This window comes from Endozoicomonas sp. ALB091 (genome assembly GCF_049310265.1).
Lineage (GTDB): Bacteria > Pseudomonadota > Gammaproteobacteria > Pseudomonadales > Endozoicomonadaceae > Endozoicomonas.
The window spans coordinates 158,371-183,907 of sequence record NZ_JBLYNQ010000003.1; the positions used below are offsets into that span (position 1 = coordinate 158,371).

The 25,537-nt window shown below is 49.1% G+C and carries 15 protein-coding genes; 6 read left to right on the forward strand and 9 right to left on the reverse strand.

What is annotated here, in order from left to right; translation table 11 throughout:
- Positions 1-32 precede the first annotated feature (32 nt).
- Complete coding sequence (locus tag ACO6UX_RS03675) at positions 33-788, reverse strand: hypothetical protein (protein WP_422444965.1); 756 nt, start codon at positions 786-788, stop codon at positions 33-35.
- 231 nt (positions 789-1,019) lie between these two features.
- On the opposite strand from ACO6UX_RS03675, the gene ACO6UX_RS03680 reads away from it, so the two are divergent.
- On the forward strand, positions 1,020-2,021 hold the full coding sequence (locus ACO6UX_RS03680) for a threonine ammonia-lyase (RefSeq protein ID WP_422444967.1): 1,002 nt from the start codon (positions 1,020-1,022) through the stop codon (positions 2,019-2,021).
- Between the two features lie 133 nt (positions 2,022-2,154).
- Here the strand turns inward: ACO6UX_RS03680 and pykF are convergent, their stop codons facing one another.
- Positions 2,155-3,594: a pyruvate kinase PykF gene (pykF, locus tag ACO6UX_RS03685; protein WP_422444969.1), complete on the reverse strand. Its 1,440-nt coding sequence runs from the start codon at positions 3,592-3,594 to the stop codon at positions 2,155-2,157.
- A 315-nt stretch (positions 3,595-3,909) separates the two neighbouring features.
- Complete coding sequence (rraA, locus tag ACO6UX_RS03690; protein WP_269674391.1) at positions 3,910-4,389, reverse strand: ribonuclease E activity regulator RraA; 480 nt, start codon at positions 4,387-4,389, stop codon at positions 3,910-3,912.
- Positions 4,390-4,720: 331 nt separating this feature from the next.
- Here rraA and ACO6UX_RS03695 point away from each other — a divergent pair, with 331 nt between their 5' ends.
- Both ACO6UX_RS03695 and ACO6UX_RS03700 read left to right on the forward strand, forming a co-directional pair.
- Positions 4,721-6,811: a WD40 repeat domain-containing protein gene (locus ACO6UX_RS03695; RefSeq protein ID WP_422444972.1), complete on the forward strand. Its 2,091-nt coding sequence runs from the start codon at positions 4,721-4,723 to the stop codon at positions 6,809-6,811.
- 183 nt (positions 6,812-6,994) lie between these two features.
- Positions 6,995-9,127 carry a hypothetical protein gene (locus tag ACO6UX_RS03700; protein ID WP_422444974.1) on the forward strand — a complete coding sequence of 711 codons (2,133 nt, stop codon included), beginning with the start codon at positions 6,995-6,997 and terminating at the stop codon, positions 9,125-9,127.
- On the opposite strand, the gene ppsA is transcribed toward ACO6UX_RS03700, so the two are convergent.
- A complete protein-coding gene (ppsA, locus tag ACO6UX_RS03705) occupies positions 9,112-11,499 on the reverse strand; it encodes a phosphoenolpyruvate synthase (RefSeq protein ID WP_422444976.1) in 2,388 nt (795 codons plus the stop codon). The two genes, ACO6UX_RS03700 and ppsA, sit on opposite strands and share 16 nt — an antisense overlap.
- A gap of 290 nt (positions 11,500-11,789) precedes the next feature.
- On the opposite strand from ppsA, the gene ppsR reads away from it, so the two are divergent.
- From ppsR to ACO6UX_RS03720, 3 genes are all read left to right on the forward strand, one after another.
- The gene (ppsR, locus tag ACO6UX_RS03710) at positions 11,790-12,611 is read left to right on the forward strand and encodes a posphoenolpyruvate synthetase regulatory kinase/phosphorylase PpsR (protein WP_269674394.1); all 822 of its coding nucleotides are present in this window, start codon (positions 11,790-11,792) and stop codon (positions 12,609-12,611) included.
- Positions 12,612-12,762: 151 nt separating this feature from the next.
- A complete protein-coding gene (locus ACO6UX_RS03715) occupies positions 12,763-16,125 on the forward strand; it encodes a hypothetical protein (RefSeq protein ID WP_422444978.1) in 3,363 nt (1,120 codons plus the stop codon).
- Positions 16,126-16,385: 260 nt separating this feature from the next.
- Positions 16,386-18,332, forward strand: a complete 1,947-nt coding sequence (locus ACO6UX_RS03720) for a hypothetical protein (RefSeq protein WP_422444980.1) — start codon at positions 16,386-16,388, stop codon at positions 18,330-18,332.
- A 46-nt stretch (positions 18,333-18,378) separates the two neighbouring features.
- On the opposite strand, the gene prpF is transcribed toward ACO6UX_RS03720, so the two are convergent.
- The 5 genes from prpF to ACO6UX_RS03745 form a co-directional block, all read right to left on the reverse strand.
- Positions 18,379-19,551, reverse strand: coding sequence for a 2-methylaconitate cis-trans isomerase PrpF (prpF, locus tag ACO6UX_RS03725; RefSeq protein ID WP_422444982.1), 1,173 nt, complete (start codon positions 19,549-19,551; stop codon positions 18,379-18,381).
- 66 nt (positions 19,552-19,617) lie between these two features.
- A complete protein-coding gene (acnD, locus tag ACO6UX_RS03730) occupies positions 19,618-22,239 on the reverse strand; it encodes a Fe/S-dependent 2-methylisocitrate dehydratase AcnD (protein WP_422444984.1) in 2,622 nt (873 codons plus the stop codon).
- Positions 22,240-22,334: 95 nt separating this feature from the next.
- Positions 22,335-23,501 carry a bifunctional 2-methylcitrate synthase/citrate synthase gene (prpC, locus tag ACO6UX_RS03735; RefSeq protein WP_422444986.1) on the reverse strand — a complete coding sequence of 389 codons (1,167 nt, stop codon included), beginning with the start codon at positions 23,499-23,501 and terminating at the stop codon, positions 22,335-22,337.
- Between the two features lie 28 nt (positions 23,502-23,529).
- On the reverse strand, positions 23,530-24,369 hold the full coding sequence (locus ACO6UX_RS03740; protein WP_422444988.1) for an isocitrate lyase/PEP mutase family protein: 840 nt from the start codon (positions 24,367-24,369) through the stop codon (positions 23,530-23,532).
- A gap of 806 nt (positions 24,370-25,175) precedes the next feature.
- Positions 25,176-25,343 (reverse strand): hypothetical protein, encoded by a 168-nt coding sequence (locus tag ACO6UX_RS03745; RefSeq protein ID WP_422444990.1) that lies wholly within the window; start codon positions 25,341-25,343, stop codon positions 25,176-25,178.
- Positions 25,344-25,537: the final 194 nt, after the last annotated feature.

Genomic DNA, 25,537 nt, shown 5'->3' on the forward strand with positions numbered 1-25,537 from the left:
CTTGAGCCCCTGATGGATGACGGGGCTCATTTTTAGCGATGAAACATATCTCTGGCCAGTTCAGGATGCACTCTCTTTAGCGCACTCTTAAAACTGAGAGCTGTTTTTTCCTGTGACTTCCTGAGCTTACTGGGCGTTATTAACGTATCGAGAAGTGACCTGACTTTCGCTGACTTGTTACTTTTACGCTGGATACTCTCAAGCTCAGCACTGGAAATAGTAAGTTTATGCGCCAGATTGTTGGTCAGTATTGATACCTGATGAGCAAACAGGCCATCCACCGCTTTATCATAGTTCTCCACTAATTTTTGATAGTCTGACGACTCCGAATGTGCAGTGTGGTAAACAGTAGTGCCACTTTTTGATAATTCGTTGTTCCGAAATTTAGCATTGATTAATCGACGCAGGGCGGCACCATCCCCAAGGGTTGTGTATCGGGAGCACCTGAAAGAATCGAAGTCTGTAAGGATTTCTGCTGTCTGCTGCTCTGCGTATGGCGTGCAGGGTTGTTTAGGAACAAACTTTTTACCAATGGCAGAGGGTGAAAAATTTCTTTCATGTATTGCCCTCCGAAGTGCCTGCACATCTTTGAGTGTTGACTGTGTGGAATTAATGAAGTTTTTTATATCATCAAGAATCCAGACAGCACGTTGATATGCATAAGGCGAACTGAATTTCGAGTAAAAATCCTTTGCTGTTGTTGAGCTATTTCCTTTGCTTGCACCTGAACCTTGATTAGCCCGTTCAGATGATACGAAGGCTGGTACCCCGGGAATCTTCGGAAACATTCACACAATCCTTTAGATAATTATTATAACTGCATCATTTACATAGACTTGTTCTTTATGTATAAGTTCAATTTTTAAGTGATAACTGTCACAGCCCACGCTATCCCGGTGCCCGGGAAAACCGCCCGGCACTGAACTTTTCAGACCTCACAGCCAATCTTGACTATCTTTTAAAGGCGATGGTAGCACCAAAGCCAGTTTGCCTTTAAATAAGTTACAGATGTTGAGGTTATGTCAGCAGTACCCAATGTTAACCAGCTTCCTGATTATCTGAAGTTAAACCATGCTTTTCAGCAAATAAGAAACAATGTGCGCACCACCCCGCTGTTAAAATCCGATGTCTTGAGTGAACTGATCAGCGGGGAAGTGCTGATCAAAGCCGAGTCTCTGCAAATTACCGGGGCCTTTAAATTCCGGGGGGCCTTCTACCGACTGTTAAATTTAACGGATGGCCAGAAAAAACAAGGTGTTACAGCCTATTCTTCAGGAAATTTTGCAGCAGGCCTGTCAGCCGCCGGACAGCTTCTGGACATACCGGTCAGGCTGGTAATGCCCCATGATGCACCCACATCAAAAGTCAATAATGCCAGACGTTACGGCGCAGAGATTATTCTCTGCCAATGCAATAAACCTTCCAGGGAGGAAGCTGCCAGCGCTATGGCCAGGCAAATAGCCAAAGACCACGGCGCAGTTCTGCTGCACCCTTTCGATGACCACGAGATCATCATTGGTCAGGCATCTGTAGCGCTGGAGCTGCAGGAGCAGTTGGCGATGTCCGGGAAATCCTGTGACCACATTCTTTGCCCCGTTGGTGGTGGCAGCCTGGTGGCAGGATCCAGCCTGGTGTTTGGCAGCAACACCCAGGTATGGGCCGTAGAAGTGGATGGTTACCAGGGCATGGGCATTTCCCTTGAAAACGGCAGGCGCTCTCGAGCCAAAGGTCATATCCTGTGTGACTGTGATGCTTTACTGGCCCTTGAGCCTGGCATTGCCAACCTGGACATCGTTCTGCAAACCGGTGTCAGGGGTATAACAGTCAATCCGCAAAAATCCCATGACGCCATCAGGCTCGGTTTTCAGGAGATGAACCTGGTGCTGGAACCCAGCGGTGCGGTGGCCATTGCCGCGATTATGGATAACCCGGCACTGTTTGAAAATAAAACCGTAGTGGCGATTGGCAGTGGAGGTAACGTTGATCCGGATAAGTACGCTGCAATATTAGAGGCTGTCTGAGTATCCGATTGACCGGCTGGTCGTTGGGCAGGCATAACTGGTGAAAATATATCCAATCTGTAGCAATGCCTGCCAGCCCTCCCCCGCAGTGGGAAGGACAGGCAAGAGGGTGTAATCAAAAAGAGCTCAGATATTAATCGATCACGTGCACAGAAGCAGTATTGGTAGTACCGGACTCAACCAGGGCACCGGAAACCATGACAACCAGATCACCAGACTGAACAAAGTTGTGCTTCACCGCCAGCTCTTTACCCAGCTTGTAGAATGCATCGGTGTTTTCCTGCTGTGAGACCAGGCTGGTGGTCACCCCTTTGCTCAGACTGAGTTGGTTAGCGGTCTTCTCGGAAGAAGTCAACGCCAGAATCTGGGCTTTAGGGAAGAACTTACGCAGAGAACGTGCAGACTTACCCTGCTCAGTGGCAACGATAATCAGCTTGGCAGCCAGAATATCTGCCGTCTTGACTGCTCCACGGCAGACCGCTTGCGTGATACTGCGATAGTTGTCGATCTCCGCATCGAACTCTTCAACACGCAGTTCCATGCTGCCATCCGTGCTGTTACAGATGGTTGCCATAACCGCCACAGATTCTGCCGGGTACTTACCTTTGGCACTCTCACCGGAGAGCATAACGGCATCGGTGCCGTCCAGAATAGCGTTTGCTACGTCACCGGCTTCTGCACGGGTTGGACGGGGATTCTTGATCATCGAATCCAGCATCTGGGTAGCCGTGATAACCGGCTTACGGGCATGGTTACACTTGTTGATCATCATCTTCTGGGCAAAGATCACCTGATCAACCGGGATTTCTACACCCAGGTCACCACGGGCCACCATGATGGCATCAGAAACGGCCAGAATGTCGTCGAAGTTATCAACGCCTTCCTGGTTCTCGATCTTGGAAATGATCTGGATTTCCTTACCACCGTTGGCATCCAGCAGTTCACGGATCTCGTTAACGTCGCTGGCTTTACGAATAAAGGAAGCCGCTACAAAATCAACGCCCTGCTCACAACCGAAGACCAGGTCAGCCTTATCCTTTTCTGACAGGGCTGGCAGGTTAACTTTAACACCTGGCAGGTTTACGCCTTTGTTTTCACCCAGTTCACCGTTGTTCTTGACTTCACAGACGATTTCCTGAGCCTTGACTTCTTTTACCGTCAGTTCAATCAGGCCATCGTCCAGCAGAACCGTGTTACCCGGCTTCAGGTCATCGGTCAGGCCGGCGTAGGTAACCGCTACACGCGTGCTGTCACCAATAACAGACGCGTCGGTAGTCAGAGTAAATTCCTGTCCTGCGCTCAGCATGACTTCGTCGCCACTGTGCAGTTTAACAGTTCGGATTTCAGGGCCTTTTGTGTCCAGAAGAATGGCAACACGCTTACCGGTTTCAGCCATGACTTCGCGCAGACGGGCAATACGGGCACCATGCTCGTCAAAGTCACCATGAGAGAAATTCAGTCGCATCACATTCATGCCATTGTCGACCAGTTTGGTCAGCATCTCATGGGATTCAGACTTTGGGCCGATGGTACAGACGATCTTAGTCTTTCTCACTGGAGTTTTCTCCGTCATAGGGGATTTCCGGGAGCCTGTCGGGCATAAGTCCGAGAGTCTCCCAGTGTGATTGACGGTCAGGTATACGAAGTCCCGACACTTTGGTGGGTGCGGATACTACCGCAAAAACGAAAGAAAACCTTGGCCTTTTTACAATAAATCCGTTGTTTTAGATCAGTATTTTCCGAAAATATGTTTAATTAATCACCAACCATAATAACTTATGAAAATGCTTGTGAAACAGTGACTTATTATAGAAAGATTCGTTATTTATGAAGGACTGGGATTGCCCTGCTTCCACAATGCCAGGATCGAAAGAAACAGGACCAGGCATCAAACCAGTCGTTCAGCAGAAACGACAATCCCGTTCAAATCGGCATACAGGAAATGGCCGGGAATGAAGTCCACGCCATGAAACCGAACAGGAATATCGACTTCTCCCTGCCCTTTTTTATCCGTTTTCATCGGGTGTACAGCAAGAGCCTGAACCCCCAGCGGCAGTTGTGAAATCACTTCAACGTCACGAATACAGCCATAAACAATAATACCCTGCCAGCCATTGCTTACGGCCTGTTCTGCCAGCATATCACCCAACAAGGCCCTTCTCAGGGAACCGCCGCCATCAACAACCAGCACTTTACCGTGACCGTCACTGAACACCTGCTCCCGAACTCTGGAATTATCTTCATGGCATTTAATGGTGACAATTTCGCCACCAAAAATATCCCTGCCACCAAAGCTGTTAAAACCCGGGTCAACGACCTGAAGGCTTCCCGGGAAATCATCACACAAATCGGGGGTGGTAAAACTCATTATTATTCTCCCATGACAATTCATACTGGCATGATAACCAAAAAAAACACCGGGAAAAGCTTTTCCTCTGTGAAATGCGGATTACTTCTCTGCACAATTAAATGCCACACCATAAACGTGCAATGCCCACTATCGCTCGGCATTTTCCCAGTGGTTTTATCAACCTGAACCAAAAACTCAGCGCAGGAACTTTTACCAGACTCAGCAATCTACAATTCAGTTCCTGAATGCTCAGACAGTTAATAGCAGGATGGGACAAGGATCCAGAAGGTGCTACTTAACAATGGTCGTATAAATAAACCATCTATGAGCCAATCAGGCAGGAGTTATCATGCAACCAATAGCGCAGAGTAGTCTCAGAAGTGTAGATGGAAGCGGTTTGAAAAAAGACGAAGAGGCGTTAATAAAGGGCCTGAAGCCAATATCCGGGTTAGTGGCCAGCTACAATAAACGTATCAGAGAAGCCTCTGAACAGGGTCAGGATCAATCGTTCAAACGACTGAAACAGCATTTACCATCCGAATGGACGACCAGCATAGATATTGAGCATCGTAAGCTGGAAATTGTCGGGCTGCATCTTTCCACGAATCGTTTATCACCAGGCACCACATCGCAACAGACTGCTATCAGTACGATACAGTGCGATAATCGTATTGAACCGGGCAATATTGCCCCAGCGAAGAGTGAAATTTTTCAATGCCAGGCCAATAATCTTGAATTCATAACGATGGCCAGCTTCGGTGGTTATATTCTTGATGCCTGTTTCAGCCCGACAGGAAAGACCCTCTTGATCAGTGGTTGCGACAGTTTGAATGATCATAGCCCGGTAACCTGTCGGCAAGGTGCCGATGGCAACTGGTCGGAGAAGAGCAGGAGTAAGGTCGAAGCTTCCGAGGAGATTCTTTTCCAGCTCAACCGGTTAGAAAATACGCTCTTGAGTATCACCCCCGAAGGCCATCTCAATGTGAGTACGCTAAATAGTTATGACCATTGGAAAAAAACGAGGGTGCTTGAGCACCCCCCACTTGAAGATGGCGATGAGCAGGTGAAGGCAAGATTCAGTCCGTTGCAGGACAAGATTATGTCCTGCAATCCGCTCACCGGCAAAATCAACGTATTGCACGTGGATGGTAACAGCCAGTGGACCCTGCTAAACCCGCTGGGGGATATCAGGCAAGTTGGGCTAACAGCACCGGAATTCAATGCCACGAATAATTATTTAATAACTTACAATGGCACAAAAGTGACCATCTGGGGATGTGATGATCAGAGCAACTGCCTTGAGAATAAATTTGAAAAAAATTATGACAGTTCAATTGAAGATTGCCAGATGAGTGATGATGAGCAGCACGCTCTTATCTTCCCCCGGGGCAACCAGGTTTTTTTCCTGGCTCGCGATGTCGACGGCAACTGGTCGCAGGTCGGAGAGGTTCGTCATTCCGCGCAGATAGTAAATCACTGCAACGAAAATGTTTGCAACCGTATTTGTAAAGCCTACCTCAATAACTCAGGGCAGTATGCACTGACCCATGATTTAGCTAAGAAATGTATAATTTCCGGTTATGACGATAATGGTGCATGGGTAGAAAAAAGAGAGATTCCGAGTTGTGATCTTGTCAGCTTCAGCATCTCCGGGCGCAAAGTACTGGCCAGACTCGGCAGAGGCTCTTTTAAAATCTGGGGTTGCCATAGCGGTAACCGTCTGGACAAAGGTCAGCCCCTTGAGCACATCGGCAGTGACAGAGCCTGTTTCAGTCCCTCAGAGAATCTGCTCCTGAGCTTTGGCAATCTGACGAATTACGCTTGCATTTGGGGTGATGACGAAGACGGTAACCTGATTGAGAAAGCAAGGATATGTCATCAGAGGGGGATTAACTTTGCTCGCTTCAATGGTCAGGAGGACAGTGTGCTGAGCATCAGCCGTGATTGCACTGTGAAAGTCCAATGGCTTGACAGAGATGGCAAATGGCAGGGACAGCTGATGGTTCAACATCAAAAAAGAATCGATTTTGCCGATTTTTCCATCTCCGGTCGCCTTGCCTTTACCGTTAGCATGGACGGCACCGCCTGCATCCTGGGGCGTGACGATAATAGCGAATGGACGCTACAGGCCATAACAAGGCATGATGGCTATGTGATCCAGGGCGCTCTGTTTAATAAATTGGATAACCATTTTCTGACTTTTGGTTGCAGTGACAAAGATCATGACAAGTCGGGTTTTGTCCAATTCTGGAGCATTGGTAATGATGGCAAATGGGCAGAAAAAGAACTGATAACACTGGCTCATCCCGTTGAAATTGCCAAATTCAGCCCTGATAGTGATCATATAATGATCCACTGCCAGAATAATTCCGGGAGTGCCACCTTACCCAGAGGTGCTACCGCGCTACTCTGGAAGATTCCTGCCAGCCTCTCAGCATGAAAAAATAGCCAGTTCTACTTAAACAAACCTTAGAGCAGGAACTTTTGCCAAATTCAATAATCTACAGCTCAGTTCCTGAATGTTTAGACAGGTAATAGCAGGATGAGACCAAGACCCAAAGGATGCTAATGATCAATGGTCGTATAAATTAACCATCTATGTACCAATAAGGCAGGAGTAACCATGCAACCAATAGAGCAGAGTTGTCTCACAAGTTTAGATGGAAGCGGCTTGAAAAAAGATGAAGAGGCGTTAATTAACGGCCTGAAGCCAATATCCGGGTTAGTGGCTAACTTTAATAAACGTATCAGAGAAGCCTCTGAACAGGGTCAGGATCAATCGCTCAAACGACTGAAACAGCATTTACCCTCCGAATGGACGACCAGCATAGATATAGATATTGAGCATCGTAAGCTGGAAATTGTCGGGCTGCATTTGTCCACGAATCGTTTATCACCAGGCAGCACATCGCAACAGCCTGGTATCAGTACGATACAGTGCGATAGTCGTATTGAGCCGGGCAATATTGACCCGGCGACGAGTGAAATTTTCCAGTGCCAGACCAATTATCTTACGTTCCAAAAGAAGGCCCACTTCAGTTGTTATATTGTTCAAACCTACTTCAGCCCTTCGGGTAAGCACCTCTTCATCAGCGGTTGCGACAGTTTGAAAGATCATAGCCTGGTAAGCTGGCGACAAGACGCGGATGGTAACTGGTTGGAGAACAGCAGGAGCAGGGTTGGGGCCCAGCAGATTATTCCCCAGCTTAACCGGTCGGAAAACACGCTTCTGACTTGCTGCAGCGAGGATGGCAAGGTCAAGGTGAGTACACTCAATAGTGATGGCCATTGGGTGGAGTCGCGGGTGCTTGAGCACTCGCCACTTGAAGATGGCTACGAACCAGTGATGGCAAGCTTCAACCCGGTGCAGGACAAGATTATGACCTACGATCAGTGCGCCGGCAGCATCAATGTTTTGCGATTGGATGGCAGCCGGTGGACTCTGCTAGACCAGCCAGTAAAGATCAGACAATGTGGGCCAAGAGCACTGAACTTCGTCCCCACGAATACTTTTTTAATGACTCACAATGTTGAAAAAGCGACCATCTGGCACCTTAATGAGCAGCGCAACTGTATTGCTCGTGTATTTGTCAAGGCTTGCGACCGTGTAATTTCTGATTGTCAGTTGAGTTGGGATGAGAGCCATGCCCTTGTCCTCCTGGATAACCGGGTTTTCTTTCTGGCTCACGATGCCTACGGCAAATGGTCGCAGGTCGGAGAGGTCCATCATTCTGAGCAACCCGTAGAAATTAACCAGGGCGTTAGAGGGACCAACCGTATTTGCTCAGCCTCCTTCAATCCCTCAGCGACATTTGCACTTACCCGTGATTTAGCCAGAAAAACAAAAATTTCCGGTTATAACGCTAATGTTGACTGGGTAGAAAAAATAGAGATCCCGAGTTGTGATAATGCCACCTTCAGCACCTCGGGGTACAAAGTACTGGCCGACTTCGGTGGTGGCTCTTTTAAAATCTGGGATTGCGGTTCAGGCAATCTGAACAAACCCCAAATCCTTGAGCACCCCGGCAGTGACAGAGCTATCTTCAGTCGTTCAGAAAAACAGCTCCTGAGCTATGGCAATGAAACAAATTACGCTTGCATTTGGGGTGATGACAGGGAAGGTAACCTGATTGAGAAAGCACGGGCATGTCATCAGGGAGGGATTATCATTGCTCACTTCAATCTTAAGGAAGACAGTGTACTGACCGTCGGTCATGATTGCACTGTGAAAATTCAGGGGCTTGACACAGACGATGAATGGCTGGAGCAGCTGGAGGTTAAGCATCAAAAACCAATTGATGTTGCCCAATTTTCCCGATCAGGCCGTCTGGCATTTTCCGTTAGCCAGGACAGTACCGCCGGCATCATGGGGCGAGACGACAAGGGCAAATGGACACAACAGGCATTGACAAAACCCGGTCCCTATTTGATCAAATGCGCCCAGTTTAATAAATGGGAGAACCATTTCCTGATCTTTGGCAAAGATTACAAAGATCATGACAAGCCGGGCTTTGTGCAACTCTGGAGTATCGGTGATGATGGAAAATGGGCAGAAAGAGAGATGATAAAACTGGATCATCCCGTTAAAGTGGCCGATTTTAGCCCCGATGGTGGTCATTTAATAATCCACTGCAAAAAGAACCCCGGGGGGGTACCCAAAGGGGACACAGTACTTCTCTGGAAGATTCCTGTCAGCCCCCCAGGGCAATCTTTGCACAACCCTACACAGGGACTATCAAGTCATTCCGCCAGATAGAGCCAGGTTTCCAGAACCGAATCGGGGTTCAGGGAAACGGTATTAATACCCTCTTCCATCAACCAGCGGGCAAAGTCAGGATGATCACTGGGCCCCTGGCCGCAAATACCGATGTATTTCCCCTGTCGGCGACAGGCCTGAATCGCCATGGACAACAACTGCTTGACGGCGGCATTACGCTCATCAAAAAGGTGAGCAATCAAGCCGGAATCCCGATCAAGCCCCAGGGCCAGCTGAGTCATATCGTTGGAACCAATGGAGAAGCCATCAAAATATTCCAGGAACTCATCAGCCAGCAGCGCATTGGATGGCAGTTCGCACATCATAATAATCTTCAGGCCATGTTCACCACGACGAAGTCCAAAGTCAGACATAATGTTGATGACCTGACGGGCTTCATCCGGCGTTCGGACGAATGGCACCATCAATTCAACATTGGTCAGACCGAACTCCTCCCTGACCCGCTTCATGGCCCGGCATTCAAGCTCAAAACAGTCCCTGAAGGATTCCGAGATATAGCGGGAAGCGCCACGAAAGCCCAGCATCGGGTTCTCTTCATGGGGCTCATAGATCTTGCCGCCAATCAGGTTGGCATATTCGTTAGACTTGAAGTCTGAGAGTCGGACAATAACTTTTTCCGGGGCAAAAGCGGCAGCAATAGAAGCGACGCCTTCAACCAGTTTTTCAACGTAAAAGTCGACAGGATTGCCGTAGCCCGCCATTCGCTCATCAATCTGCTGTCTGACAGCATCGGGGACGCTGTCCGGATTAGTTTGATAGTTCAGCAAAGCCTTGGGATGAACACCGATCATCTTGTTGATAATAAATTCCAGTCGAGCAAGCCCCACACCCGAATTGGGCAGTCGGGAGAAACTGAAAGCCCGGTCAGGATTCCCCACATTCATCATAATCCTGAAGGGCAACTCAGGCATTTGATCCAGATCTTTCTTCTGGTGCTCAAACGGCAACTCACCCTGATAAATAAAGCCGGTATCCCCTTCGGCACAGGAAACCGTTACCGCCTGACCATCTTTCAGTCGGCGGGTAGCGTCACCACACCCGACCACTGCTGGAATACCCAGCTCTCGGGCGATAATAGCGGCGTGACAGGTACGCCCACCCCGGTTGGTGACAATGGCTGAAGCCCGTTTCATAACCGGCTCCCAGTCCGGATCAGTCATATCGGTAACCAGCACATCGCCATCCTGAACCCGGTCCATATCCGCCAGATCATCCACCAGACAGACACGCCCCTGACCAATGCGCTGGCCAATACTGCGGCCTTCTGCCAGAACATTACCCTGTTGCAACAGGCGATAACGTTCCAGCGTCCTGGACTCAGTTCGACTTTGTACTGTCTCAGGCCGGGCCTGAACCACATAGAGCTGCTGGTCATCGCCATCTTTGGCCCACTCGATGTCCATGGGTCGGCCGTAATGGGCTTCAATGGCCATGGCCTGACGGGCCAGTTCCAGCACATCGGCATCATTGATGGAGAACTGCTGGCGCTTTTTAAGGTCAACGTCCACGGTTTGCACCGATCTTCCGGTCTCTGGAGCATCACCGTAAACCATCTGAATCGCCTTGCTGCCCATATTCCGCCTGAGAATGGCAGAGCGCCCTGCTTCAAGTGCGGGCTTGTAAACATAAAATTCATCCGGGTTTACTGCCCCCTGAACCACGGTCTCTCCCAGGCCATAGGAGGAGGTGATAAATACCGCATCGCGGAAACCCGACTCGGTATCCAGAGTAAACATCACCCCGGCAGCCCCAGTTTCACTGCGCACCATCCGCTGAATTCCGGCCGACAGCGCCACATCCCGATGGTCAAAGCCCTGATGCTCACGGTATGAAATGGCACGATCATTAAAGAGAGAGGCAAAGACTTCCCGAACCGCTCGCAGAACATTCTGTGCACCACGGATATTCAGAAAGGTTTCCTGCTGCCCGGCAAAGGAGGCATCGGGCAAGTCTTCCGCCGTTGCCGATGACCGCACTGCCACAGCCAGATCCTCCTGATCACCACAGAGTTCACGGTAGCTGTTGACAATGGCCTGTTCAAATTCCGGTCGAAATGGCTCATCCATAATCCATTGACGAATATTGGCACCCGCCCGGGTGAGCTGTTGAATATCATCAATATTCAGTTCATCTAGCAGGGTATGAATTCGATCATATAACCCTGAGCCATCCAGAAAGTCTCGATAGGCCTCTGCCGTGGTGGCAAAGCCACCGGGTACACGAACCCCTGCCCTGCCAAGGTGGCTGAGCATTTCTCCCAGCGAGGCGTTCTTGCCACCAACCCTCTCCACATCACTATTGCCCAGGGCATCCAGGCCCACAACAAACTCTGGTAAAGATGAACTGTTCAAGCCACTCTCCTGCCTGTACTCCAAAGGATTACCATGGGTTTCACCGCTGAGAATTCACCGACCGTGCTGTCAGAGTTCCACTCTGCCAGGGCCATAAATAAAGCTGTCATAGTACTGCCAATAAGACGACACCGGTTACCTCACCGGGAAGATTTCGGTATAGTTTGTTTGAAAATGTTATTGATTGGAAGAGTTTTTTACTTTGGATCACATCATTTTGATCTACCTGTACCAGAAACAGGTGATCTCAAGCTATTACCCCCTGAATTTATGCTGCTGGAGTCGATAAAATGGAGCGATCGGTATTTTTTATCTCTGATGGTACTGGCATTACCGCTGAATCCTTTGGCCAAAGTCTGCTGGCCCAGTTCTCGGGGCCTACATTCCGTCACCACACCCTGCCCTATATTGATACCCCCGAAAAAGCCGTTCGGGCACTGACCCTGATTAAAGAGACTCATCAGCATGAGGTGATTCAACCTATCCTCTTTATGACGGTGTTGAATGAAGAGGTCAGCAAACTGCTGCACACCAGCGGGGCTTATATTATTGACCTCTTTGCTACCTTCCTTCCCGGCCTGGAGATGGAGTTAGGCTCACACCCGTTGTATACCGTTGGCAAGAAGCGTTCCACAACCAGCAGTGCCAGCTATCACCGTCGCATCGAAGCGGTGCAGTTTGCCCTTGATAATGATGATGGTGCCCGCATCCGACACTATGAAAAGGCCGATATTATCGTGCTGGGTGCCTCCCGTTCGGGCAAAACACCCACCTGCATCTATCTTGGTTTACAGTTTGGTATCTATGCCGCCAATTACCCCATTACCGAGGATGATTTTGATAAGGGCATCAAGCTGCCTGATTTTCTTCGCCCGCACAAAGAACGTCTTTTTGGTTTGACCATCAATCCGGCCCGGCTCTCAGGCATCAGAAATGAGCGCCGTCCAAACAGCCGCTACTCATCAGTCAGGCAATGTCAATATGAAATACAGATGGTTGAACAGATCTATAACCAGGAGCAGATCAGCTATATCGATACCACTGAATTTTCTGTCGAAGAGATTGCAACACGGATCATGGATCAGGCCAATCTGACAAGAAGGCTGAAATAACCATCATTCAAAACTCATCAGGCCCTGAGGACTGCCCTTAATTAAATTGTTGCATAACAGTTATTTTTTCCTTGTGGCCCGCGGAATTGAATTTTTTTTCCTTCCCCTTGTCGAATGGTTGGAAAGGCATCTTTGACAAGAGGAAGAAAACGTGGATGTAACAGGCATAAAAACCGATACGACTAATGCATCAGACTTAACTTCAGAAGCCAGCTATTGCGACGAGACAGGAAATTATAAATCTCTGACAGTGCGACAAACTGAAGACAAGGAGGTACACCTCAACCCTGTCAATTCTGGCTCCGACAACACTGGAGAATCTGAAACCAGTGCAGCAGGTTCTAACAGGTTGTTTACCCTTACTGGCAGCAAAGTCAGTCATTCTGAACCTTGTGGTCCGAAAGCTACTGGAAGCTTTACAGGAAGTTCTACAGGAAGCACCGAAGGCAGTCAGAATGTGACTTCCAGCGCTGGCCTTCACTTGGTAAACCAAACGGGTTTGCAGGCATTGCTCACCTTAAAAGATGTTGAAAAACAATATGTTAAGGAAGAATTGAAGAAACTTGTTCAACAGCTTGATGAATTACACGTCGGTGTCAGTTTAAGGGGTAAAGTCTATAACCTTAAAAGAAATATCTGGCAATACATTGATGAGGACTTAATCCTTGTGGGTAAACGTTTTTACTCAAAGGATATTCAATTAAGAAAAATAATAGCGGATGGCATTCAAGGAGTACTTCGGGATATCGCTATTTGGGCAGGGATCAACACCAGCAACCTGAAAGTACTGACCTATATTATTGAACAAGGGTTTCCCATCATTAACGGCCCTGCCTGGATGGATCCGAATCCTGAATCTATCGTTTACCTCCCTTTTGATACAATGATGAAACTGGTAGACAACTGCAACCCGTATTGCCCGGACCTATTATTTGTTAAGGCTATTTTCGCTGGTGCGGACCCTCAATTTGACGTTCTTACCCAGACGATTTTAACTCGACGCATGAATGATGGACTGTTTCAGGAAACAATCGCTAAATCAATACCAACCGTTTCACATACAAGGTTAATGGTGTTCTTCAATTACCTCCGTCAAAAATGTAATGCCAGAGATATGATTGAAGACTTATTTAGGCATAAGTTCAGCAACCACCGAACTTCAAATCTTCGCGAGATTTATAGATACAAAGACAGCATAATATTGCTTTTTGTTCTTGAAGCCATTGCACAACAATCACCGGATAAAGCCCGTACCCTTATTTGTTCATTTTCTCAGCGTGAACAGCAAGTGATGGCAATGACAGCTCTTTTGGGAGGACTGCATCAATCTACCGAATTATTATGTGGAATGGGTATTACCGTCGCCAGCAAGCCGTTTAAGGAAGCATCCGTTAATTTAAAAAATTCTCCTTTTCTTATGGCCAAAGAGGCTGGATTGACCAATGAACGATTATTTATCAATACAGTAAATCGGGTAGCTCCATTTTTATGGACCTTGCCCGATAATGATGGGCTACAGTGGTACAAGGATACAATTTTTCCCAATAAGAAAGGACATTCGTTTATCCATCTTGCCATGAAGCAAGCGTCCATTTACCAGGAGGGAAATCATGAATCGAAAAAATGGTCAGGCCCGGATCATACCAAACATTTGCGTCTGGGCGATGTAAGCCTGTGGGCGACAAAAATTTTTACGGTATTGGATGATACTATTTCTACCAACATTACGGGGCTTTTACAGAAAGATCCTCGTTATTGTGAGGCATGGAACATCCTGATCAGCAGGGCTAAATGCTGTAATGGCCTTACCCATCCTGATGATTTTATGAAATTCATGGACTGGCTGTTGATCGATGGCCTGTCACTGGTTCGAATGGAGCCGGAATACCGGAAGGAAGAGGCAGCCTTTACCACTCGCCAAAAAAGTTATCGCCCGGATCTGTGGCCGGATCCACATAGTCAGGTTCCAATAGATGAGCGACTGGCCTACTCAGCATCAGATGAGCTACTGGTAGCCTATAGCAAAGTCGTCACAACATTACATTTTGACATCATTGAATCATTTCTACGCCTTGCCCCTCCCGGCCATCGAATACATGTGCTGAATCACTGGTTAACTGATCCTGATTGTGCAAAACAGCGGGAAACCTTATTTCGCCAGACTGTTTACCCCCTTAATAATTTGGAAAGTCCTAACATTTGGCAGTTGTTGCTATCACTGGATAAAGATTATCAACCACCGGAAAATCAGTTTGATAATGACTGGAAAAAACCGGGCAATCCGCAACAGTGGACAGCGCCGCCCCCGACAGTATCATTAACGGGAGAATATACCGAGGTGCACGGACGTACGTTTGCCATTCAGCGTACGGATGATGGCTGGGATTACCTGGAGTTTCTCAGCGATACGGAAAAACCGGAAGAGCTGGCAAAAACGGGTAATAAAATCAGCCTGTTGGCATCCATAGCCAGTCAGTATGGCTTGAAAAGCTCGATTCCCCAAGTTGTCGGCAGATATCACTGGAGCAATGCGCCAATTGATTCGACAACAGTTACGCCTCCAGCCAAAAGGTCAAAATCCGGGGAGAAGTGTCGCGATATTGAAGGCAAGGCAGGTTATTGCCTTCACCTGAAATCAACCAAAGATTCACCTTTTCATTTATACCCCTGCGATCTCGATCCCGTAACACAGGCGGATCAGATTTTCGCGGGACTCTGTAACTTTGCCCATGATTGCGGTGTTTTATTCAGTTGCGGATTGTATGCTCCAGCAGTAATAACAGCAGACCGTGATTCCATGACTAGCAGAAAACACCATGTCCTTTCATCTTATGTGGATGCCCCTTTCGAGGGGATGATGCTTCAGTGGAAAAAAGCGTCAGAACATCCCAGTGCAGGTCCCGCAGGCATACGAAATGCGGGTGATACGAAAAGTATGATTGAGCTGGGTGAAGATTACTTTTTCTCCAAAAGATGTCAGAAGTTTCTTGATTTTGAACAATCAGAGGACCGGGCCAAGGTGGCATTTTCAGAACTGGCCAACAATGCCCAGGGACTGGTATTGCAATATGCCCGCTGTTTTCAACAACAGTTCGATCCTGACGACAGGGAGTCCATGCTGAATCATGAGCGTAAAATAAAGACAATTCTGACCACGCTGTTTCACAAGGCCTTTCCCCAATTCACAGAAGAGTGCGTGAATCAGGCCATGGATGAAAATGAGCTGCTGTCACAGGCTGTCAGAGAGGTCATCTACTGGTGTGGTCATGACGCCAGATTCATTAACGATATAAAACAAAACATAATTCCGAAATCCATATATCCGGGTTGTTCAGAAAGTACCAATATTGCTGATTTCAGTATATTGAAACGTCGTGAGCTGATTCCCAACGTTGGTTTTGTTACATGGGATAACCAGCCAGACCTTGGCGTTCAATATGGCGTAAATCCATTGGTTGCTCTGAATGCCGTGATCGTCAAGCTACTGGCCTTAGGAGCCCTGACCTCTTTGTGAGTTAAATCTCTCATGATCGCTTTGTTGGCATTTATCATCTCTTGCGGCCGGGAATTGTTACTGCGAGACATAATTCACCCTCTATACTTCGGATCGAAGGTATATCCGGGTGCGGAACTGACAACAATTTGCAGTCTTCCGAACGAGATCGGTCAATGCGTCATCATTGATGTATTCGCCAGCTCCCGGACCAGGCTTCTAAACGGGCAATATGCGCCAGGATAAATACGGCCTCTTGCCCGGATATGGGAGGGGATTAATTGCCGCTTGCCAAACCGTTAAATACTGAGACTGCTGTTACTCAGGCAGTGGGTAATGAAATCAGGCCTGAAATAGTCCGGGATCCTGTCTGCTTCCATCGCTGGTGGGTTACCTTGCCGACGTTACCATTCGAGAACATCACCAGCTATTTATCAATTGAAGATATAAGCGCGTTCGCCCAAACATGCAAGGCAGTGGCCAGCCGATTGGTGGCCTGCGGACTGGAAGAAGTCCGCTACTTCCTCTCCTTACCAAAGGACAAACAGAATTCGTGTCAGACAATCATTCATTCTAACCGGCAACTCCTTCAGTACCTCAGGACGTTATCGATATTTTCCAGGCGCCACTTCCCTGTGCAGCTGAGCCCGGCCTTTTATGCCTGTTACACCCGGCATTCGCGCCAGCAGATTATTGATGCAACGGCACTTACCCTGAAGCCCGTTGGGAGCTTGTATTTGGATAGCTATAGCGGGCATTATCATGATCTTGAGCTGAGCATGATTGCCGCAATCAGGGTGAAGGGGTTCATTGATATTCTGACTCCGGATCGTCATGGTCACTGGTGCCGGTCCGCTGAAATCAAATACAATGAAATTTGCAATTTTGATCAGCAGCGTGCTAACCATATTTTATTTATCCCACAGAAGGTGTCGAAAAGCCTGGTGGGAGAACCACCGCACTACAAATACATCGGCAAAGACCACTTATTGTCCGTTTATGAATGTCACGATAACTCCTGGGTTGAGCAACAGCAATTGACCATCAGTGAGGTGTTTCCTCAAATCAGGACAATATTGAAGGATGACGCTTATCTGTATCCTATGAATGACTTCTATCTGTCACCGGATGCCAGCGCACTGGTCTGTACGTACGATTGGCGTGAAGTTGCCATTCTGGGCCGGGAAGCGGAAGGTCAGTGGGTTAATAAAGGCAGCATTACAACCCGTATTCGTAACTTGTTGTTCAGTGATGACAGCCGTCATGTCGCGCTTTGGTATGGTTCATGCCTCACGCTAATGGGCAAGTCAGACGATGGGGCCTGGTCAGAAACCGGTAAAATCATTGTTACAGACACTGATATTGACATGAACTTTATAACCGGTGCTGGTAGTGAGTCGGATGATGAGTTTGAACTTGAAGTACTATTCAGCCCGGATAATCAGCATTTTGTCACATGGTTTGATATTGCTGGCGTTGATGTTCATCGAGATAATTTCTTTGTCGTCATCGCGTCCCTTGGTCCGGACGGAAAATGGCGTGAAAAGCAGAGAATTGTCAAAACCTGTGAGCCTCCGACAACGTATTACCCCCTGGAACCTGCTTTTGGTCCCGATGGTCGGCATCTGATTATCGCCACCGATGACGGTGTTGAAATCTGGGAATTAAACAGTGAGGATCAATGGCTTCCCGCTGCTCAGGAGCAGCCCCATGGCGGTAAAGGCAGTGTTCATTTTTCTGTGCACCCGGATGAATTTATCAGCATAAACGGGCGTAAAATATCAGTCTGGCGCAAGGCGGTGTCCGGAACCTGGGGCAAATCCCAAACATTTTCGGCTGGATCTCTGACCAGAGTCAGTCCTGACGGTGGTACCATTGTCTGTAATGAACCGTCAGGCCATACCGATATCCACCAACGCCAACCTTCTGGTGAGTGGATCAGTCAACGTATCGAATTTTCCATCAGGGATGGGTGTTTTAATAATGAGAGCTGCCTGCTTGCCGTTGTCCCACCCCTTGAAACCGAAACCGACCACCTGATTTTGCTGGGGGTGAATGCAGACGGGATCTGGCAGGAAAAGGACCGGTTGCCATCAGAAAACAGAATTCATGCATTTTGCTTTAGCCCATGCAGCCGCAGCATACAGATCGAAAGTGATCGCGGTGGCAATGGTGTGAGAATACAAAGTTTTTTTACTTTCTTGAGGATCGTCCCGGATCAAGGTTAACGTTCTCGGGCTTATGGGATGGTCCCCCTAAGATTTCCCCGCAGTTTCATTCGACGGGCAAACAAACCCAACCCTCCATCAAAACCCTGGCACTGCGGCTCATAATGGCTTTGGTCACTGACCATTGCCCATTATTCAGCACTGCTTCTGCCCCCACTTTCAAGGTACCCGAGGGGTGGCCAAAACGGACCGCGTTTCGTTCACCACCACCGGCAGCGAGGTTAACCAGGGTGCCTGGAATGGCGGCCGCAGTACCAATGGCCACGGCAGCGGTACCCATCATGGCATGATGAAGTTTACCCATGGAGAGTGCCCTGACCAGCAGGTCGATCTCATCTTCAGAGACCTCCTTGCCGCTGGATGAGAGGTAACTTTTCGGTTCAGCAACAAAAGCAACTTTCGGCGTATGCTGTTGGGTTGCGGCTTCTTCCAGGCTGCTGATCAACCCCATCTGCAGTGCGCCATAAGCCCGAATGTTCTCAAACATGGCCAGTGCCTGCTTATCGCCGTTGATCACTTCCTGTAGTTCAGTCCCCTGGTAACCAATGTCTGCTGCATTGATAAAAATGGTGGGAATGCCGGCATTGATCAGGGTTGCCTTTAACGTCCCAACGCCGGGTACTTCAAGATCATCCACCAGGTGGCCTGTCGGGAACATGGCACCTTCACCATCAGCAGGATCGAGAAACTCAACCTGAACCTCGGCCGCCGGGAAAGTCACACCGTCCAGGACAAAATCACCCGTTTCCTGAACCGCACCATTGGTCATTGGCACATGGGCAATAATGGTTTTTTTGATATTGGCCTGCCAGATCCTTACCGTTGCGATGCCATTGTCGGGTATCCGTTGCTTATCAACCAGACCGCTGCTGATGGCAAAGGCCCCGACAGCTGCAGTCAGGTTGCCGCAGTTACCACTCCAGTCCACGACAGGTTGATCAATGGCTACCTGACCAAAGAGATAATCGACATCATGATCAGGCTGACTGCTTTGCGACAGGATCACCGTTTTGCTGGTACTGGACGTGGCACCACCCATACCATCAATCTGCTTACCGTAGGGGTCCGGACTGCCAATCACTCGAAGAAGCAGAGCATCACGGGCCTTACCCGGAACCTGTGCAGCTGGTGGCAAATCGGTGAGATTGAAAAAAACACCCTTGCTGGTTCCGCCCCGCATATAGGTAGCGGGAACCTTGATTTGTGGAGGATGAGCCATGGGGAACAGCTCCTTCTGTTATAGGATTGTTGTGCTGGCCCTGATCAAGGGCCAGCGTGAGAGCCGTCAGGCAGCAGCTTCAGATTCCAGGAAGTCCCTGGCAAAACGTTGCAGTACACCACCGGCATCGTATACGGATACTTCTTCAGCGGTATCCAGGCGGCAGGTTACCGGTACATTAACGGTTTCTCCGTTGGCACGGTGAATCAACAGGGCCAGTGTTGTGCCTGGCCTTCGCTCACCGATAACATCGTAGGTTTCGGTGCCATCAAGCCCCAATGTCTTACGGGTTGTACCAGCCTTGAATTCCAGAGGCAGGACACCCATACCCACCAGGTTGGTCCGGTGAATACGCTCAAACCCTTCTGCCACAATGGCCTCAACACCGGCAAGCCGAACCCCTTTGGCAGCCCAGTCACGGGATGACCCCTGACCATAGTCCGCACCGGCAACAATAATCAGCGGCTGGCGACGCTCCATATAGGTCTCAATGGCTTCCCACATCCGTGTTTCTTTGCCTTCGGGCTCAATTCTGGCCAGAGAGCCCTGCCTGACTTCGCCATTAGCATCCAGACACATCTCATTGAGCAGCTTTGGATTGGCAAAGGTGGCCCGTTGCGCGGTCAGATGGTCACCACGGTGGGTGGCATAGGAGTTAAAATCTTCTTCCGGCAGCCCCATTTTCGCCAGATATTCACCCGCAGCACTGGTGGCAAGAATCGCATTGGACGGTGACAGGTGATCGGTGGTGATGTTATCGCCCAGAATCGCCAGAGGGCGCATGCCTTTCAGGGTGCGCTCACCAGCCAGAGCCCCTTCCCAATAGGGAGGACGGCGAATGTAGGTACTCATGGAGCGCCAGTGGTAGAGAGGACTTTCGGCCTGCTCCGCCTTGCCCAGATCAAACATGGGAATATAAACCTGGTTAAACTGCTCTGGTTTTACGGATTCAGCAACAATGGCATCAATCTCTTCATCGCTGGGCCAGATGTCTTTCAAGGTGATGGGGTTGCCATCCTGATCAGTGCCCAATGCATCCTTTTCAATATCAAAGCGCACCGTACCGGCAATAGCATAAGCCACCACCAACGGTGGCGAGGCGAGGAAGGCCTGCCTGGCGTAGGGATGAATCCGTCCATCAAAGTTACGGTTGCCAGAGAGAACGGCCGTTGCATAAAGATCCCGATCTATGACTTCCTGTTGAATTTCTGGATCAAGAGCCCCACTCATACCGTTACAGGTGGTACAGGCGTAGGCGACAATGCCAAAGCCCAGTTTCTCCATTTCAGAAAGAAGACCTGCTTCTTCAAGATAGAGCCTTGCGACTTTGGAACCTGGTGCGAAAGATGACTTCACCCAAGGTTTCCGCACCAGCCCCAGCTCGTTAGCCTTTTGGGCCACCAGACCGGCGGCAACCACGTTACGGGGGTTACTGGTATTGGTACAGCTGGTGATAGCCGCAATGATGATGGCACCATCGGGCATTAAGCCTTCTTGCTCATCTTCTTTTTTATAAGGCCCTGCTTTTTTATAGGGCCCTGCAATGCCACGACTTGCCAGCTCAGAGGTCGGCAAACGACGGTGTGGGTTGGATGGCCCTGCCATATTCCGGCAAACCGCAGAGAGATCAAAGGTCAGCACTCGCTCATAGTCAGCGGTTTTCAGATCATCAGCCCACAGTCCGGTGGTTTTGGCGTAATTCTCCACCAGGGCCACCTGTTCAGGCTCCCGACCGGTCAACTTAAGATAATCAATGGTCTGTTCATCGATATAGAACATCCCGGCGGAAGCACCAAACTCCGGGGTCATATTGGCAATGGTGGCACGATCACCAATGGTAAGATTGGCTGCCCCTTCGCCAAAGAACTCCAGGTAAGACGAAACCACACGCTCATTTCTCAGGAATTCAGTCAGGGCCAACACAATGTCGGTGGCGGTAATGCCCGGCTGACGCTGCCCTGTCAGCTCAACACCGACAATATCAGGAAGGCGCATCATGGAAGGACGACCCAGCATCACCGTTTCCGCTTCCAGGCCACCAACACCAATTGCGATAACGCCAAGGGCATCGACATGGGGCGTATGGCTGTCGGTACCGACACAGGTATCAGGATAGGCGACACCATCGCGGGCCTGGATAACCGGAGACATTTTCTCCAGGTTGATCTGATGCATGATGCCATTACCCGCAGGAATCACATCAACATTCTCAAAGGCGGTTTTGCTCCACTCGATAAAGTGGAAACGGTCTTCATTGCGACGATCTTCAATAGCCCGGTTCTTTGCCAATGCCTCCGGATCAAAACCGCCATATTCAACGGCCAGAGAGTGGTCAACAATCAACTGGGTTGGCACAACCGGGTTAACCCTGGCAGGATCACCGCCCTGCCCGGCAATAGCGTCTCGCAATCCGGCAAGATCCACCAGGGCGGTCTGGCCAAGAATGTCATGGCAGACAACACGGGCCGGATACCAGGGGAAATCCAGGTCACGCTTACGCTCAATGATCTGCTTCAGGGAGTCAGTCAGAGTAGCCGGGTCACAGCGGCGAACCAGCTGCTCGGCCAGCACTCTGGCGGTATAGGGTAAGGTGTTATAGGTGCCCGGCTGAATCGCTTCCACGGCTGCACGGGTATCATAATAGTCCAGCTGGGTGCCGGGTAAGGGTTTACGAAAATCAGTGTTCATACGTCGAACGTCCACCGGGCAAATAATTTGTTTTTATAAACTACGCAGACCACAAAGAACACAAAGACAGCTTTTTTCTCTGGTGGTCTTTGTGGTTAATCGCGATCTTCAATAGCCACCCATTCTGCGCTTTCCGGTCCGGTGTAGTCGGCAGATGGTCGGATAATGCGGTTGTTAGCACGCTGCTCCATAACGTGAGCGGTCCAGCCAGCCACCCGCGAACAAACAAAGATCGGGGTAAACAACCTGGTAGGAATACCCATAAAGTTGTAGGCCGAAGCGTGGAAGAAGTCGGCATTACAGAACAACTTTTTCTCCCGCCACATGACCGCCTCAACACGCTCGGAAACGGCATAAAGATACTGATCGCCCACCTGCTCAGACAACTTCCGCGACCACTGTTTGATGATGGCATTACGGGGATCAGACTCACGATAAATGGCATGGCCAAAGCCCATAATCTTATCCTTGCGGGCCAGCATGCCCATGATCTTCTCTTCGGCCTCCTCTGGGGAGCGCCAGTTCTCGATCATTGCCATAGCCGCTTCGTTAGCGCCGCCGTGGAGCGGGCCACGCAATGAACCGATGGCACCGGTCACACAGCTGTGAATATCAGAAAGGGTGGAAGCACAAACACGACCGGTAAAGGTTGAAGCATTGAACTCATGCTCGGCATAAAGCACCAGGGAAGCGTGCATCACCTGAACATGGAGTGGCTCAGGCTTTTTGTTGTGCAGAGTCCAGAGAAACTGCTCGGCGATGGAGTCAGCATCGGTATCAACATCGACCCGAACACCGTTGTGGCTGAAGTTGTACCAGTAGTTGATCATGCCGGGGAAAATGGCCAGCATGCGGTCAATATGATCGTTCTGCTGTGAGAAATCCTGTTCGGTTTCCAGGTTACCCAGCATTGAACAACCGGTACGCATTACATCCATTGGGTGAGCTTCCGCAGGAATCTGTTCGAGTACCGTTTTCAGAGCATCGGGCAGAGAGCGAAGGCCTTTCAGTCTGGTTTTGTAGGCGTCCAGTTCAGCCTGGTTTGGCAGTTTGCCATAAAGCAGAAGATACGCGACTTCTTCAAACTGGGCATTGTCGGCCAGCTCTTTGATATCGTAACCACGGTAAGTGAGGCCCGAACCGGTTTTGCCAACGGTACAGAGCGCGGTTTCACCGGCTGACTGACCACGCAGACCAGCACCACTTATTTTTTTTTCAGCCCCAGAGTTCGATTTTTTTTCTGTCCCAGAGTTCGTCGACATAATACTTCTCCGTTTTTTTTATTTCGTTTTATGGGTTAAGGAACTCTTTGGTTCTCACCAGCTGTTCACGCTCCTGGAAGGTCATCATGCCATCGGCGATAGCGCCACTGTTACCGTCACGCCTGATCACCTCCAATACTTCCCGCATCGCGGTCACTGCAGCCCGCTGCAGGTCAGAAGGAATAATGATCAGCTGATAGCCCATCGCTTTCAGGTCTTCAGTAGGTACCAGTGGTGTTTTACCGCTGTAGAACATATTAATCAGCTTGGGACCGGGAGCCTGTTTGGCAATGGCTTCAATCTGCCCAATGGTCTGTGGTGCCTCAACAAACAGCATATCCGCCCCTGCTTCGACATAAGCCCTGGCACGATCCAAAGCATCGTCAAAACCGGTAACGGCAATAGCATCAGTACGGGCAATCACGGTGACATCGTCGGCATACTTTCTGGCCACCGAGACTTTCTTACACATCTCGTCAACAGATACCAGAGACTTGCCGTCCAGATGCCCGCAGCGCTTGGGAAACTCCTGGTCTTCCAGATGAAAAGCACTGACGCCCGCATTGGCAAAAAGCTCCACAGTGCGTTTGACATTCACCTCATTGCCAAAACCGGTATCCGCATCCGCAATGACTGGCAGAGAGGTGGCTGCCACGATCTGACGAACCCGGTCAACCACTTCCGTCAGTGTCAGCAGACCAATATCAGGCACACCGGTGCTGCGGGCAATGGCACCACCACTGGCGTATAACGCTGAGAAACCGGCTTCTTCACCGAGCCGGGCCGAAATACCATCGTAAACACCGGGAGCGGTGACAATGCCCTGCTCAGCGATCAATCGACTCAAGGCATTATTCTTTTGATTCATGGCGTTACCTCTGATTCTTAATTCTTGATATAAAGAGTGTTAACAACAGCATTATCTATGTTGCGGACCCTGTCGACGTCATAGACACCAAAGAACATGTTTGACAATATTTTAAACCGAGATATTTATACCGAACTTTACTCAGCACTTCTACCTGCATTGAAAACAACATATAACTAAATCAGTGACATATAGATCACAATCGCTTATTCAAAAAACATCTCAGAAAAGCTGCATTGTGTTGAAATAAAAGGCTATGCTTGCGCCGCAGGAGAGTTTCAACACACTCTGCTCTTGATGGCCGGTAACGGCGAGAAGAGTCAGACTGAAAACTGTTTGAGTGTTCCTTGTTGATCGCACGGAACTGAAGTTAACTCTAATTAACTCTAATTAACGCTAAGGAGTCATATCTTGGATACAACGATAAAAAATGCATCTTATGCATCAATACCTATGCAACCTCTAAACGAGGATCAAAAAGCATCAAGTGAAAATACAGAAGGATCTGTTAATACCAGCAATGGAAGGTGTTGCGTTATTGGTCTCGGTGTGGTCATTATCGGAGGCGTGGCATTAGGGCTAGGGCTTCGATTGACGGGCGGTAAGCAATTAAGTGCCAGTACGTCCGTGTCTGGACTTGGAAATACTCAGGGTTTCGATACCCGTGGGGCTCCAACTAGAACTGTCAGCAGCACCCCCGAGTCATTTATAACCAGATGCATATCATGCCCCCCTAATACCGAAGTAACTACTCCAAGCACTCCCTGGGCACCTCAAACAGCTACGTCGCCAGCACGCACTTATCCTCAGGGAACAACACCACCTACAACTTCCAACAACGCCCCCCAGCAGCCTTCCGCCAGCACAACAATCCCCCATAAACCCTTGGCAAGTACTAAACAATCTCTCTCGCTATCTCCATCAACTACTATAGTGCCAACATCTTCTAATCCTAATTCTACATCTTCAAACACTCCCGACTGAGAGATGAGATGATGTCCCCATCGGCTTTGATGTTACTGCTACTACATCAAGGCTGCCGGGGTTGATGGTTACTTTATCAGTTGAGATACTATCTACGGTTTTAAGTGCAATTGTTCTCAGGGAAGTTATACAGCTAACCATCGCGATCGCAATATCTGATGATAATTAGCACTTGATGGCTGGT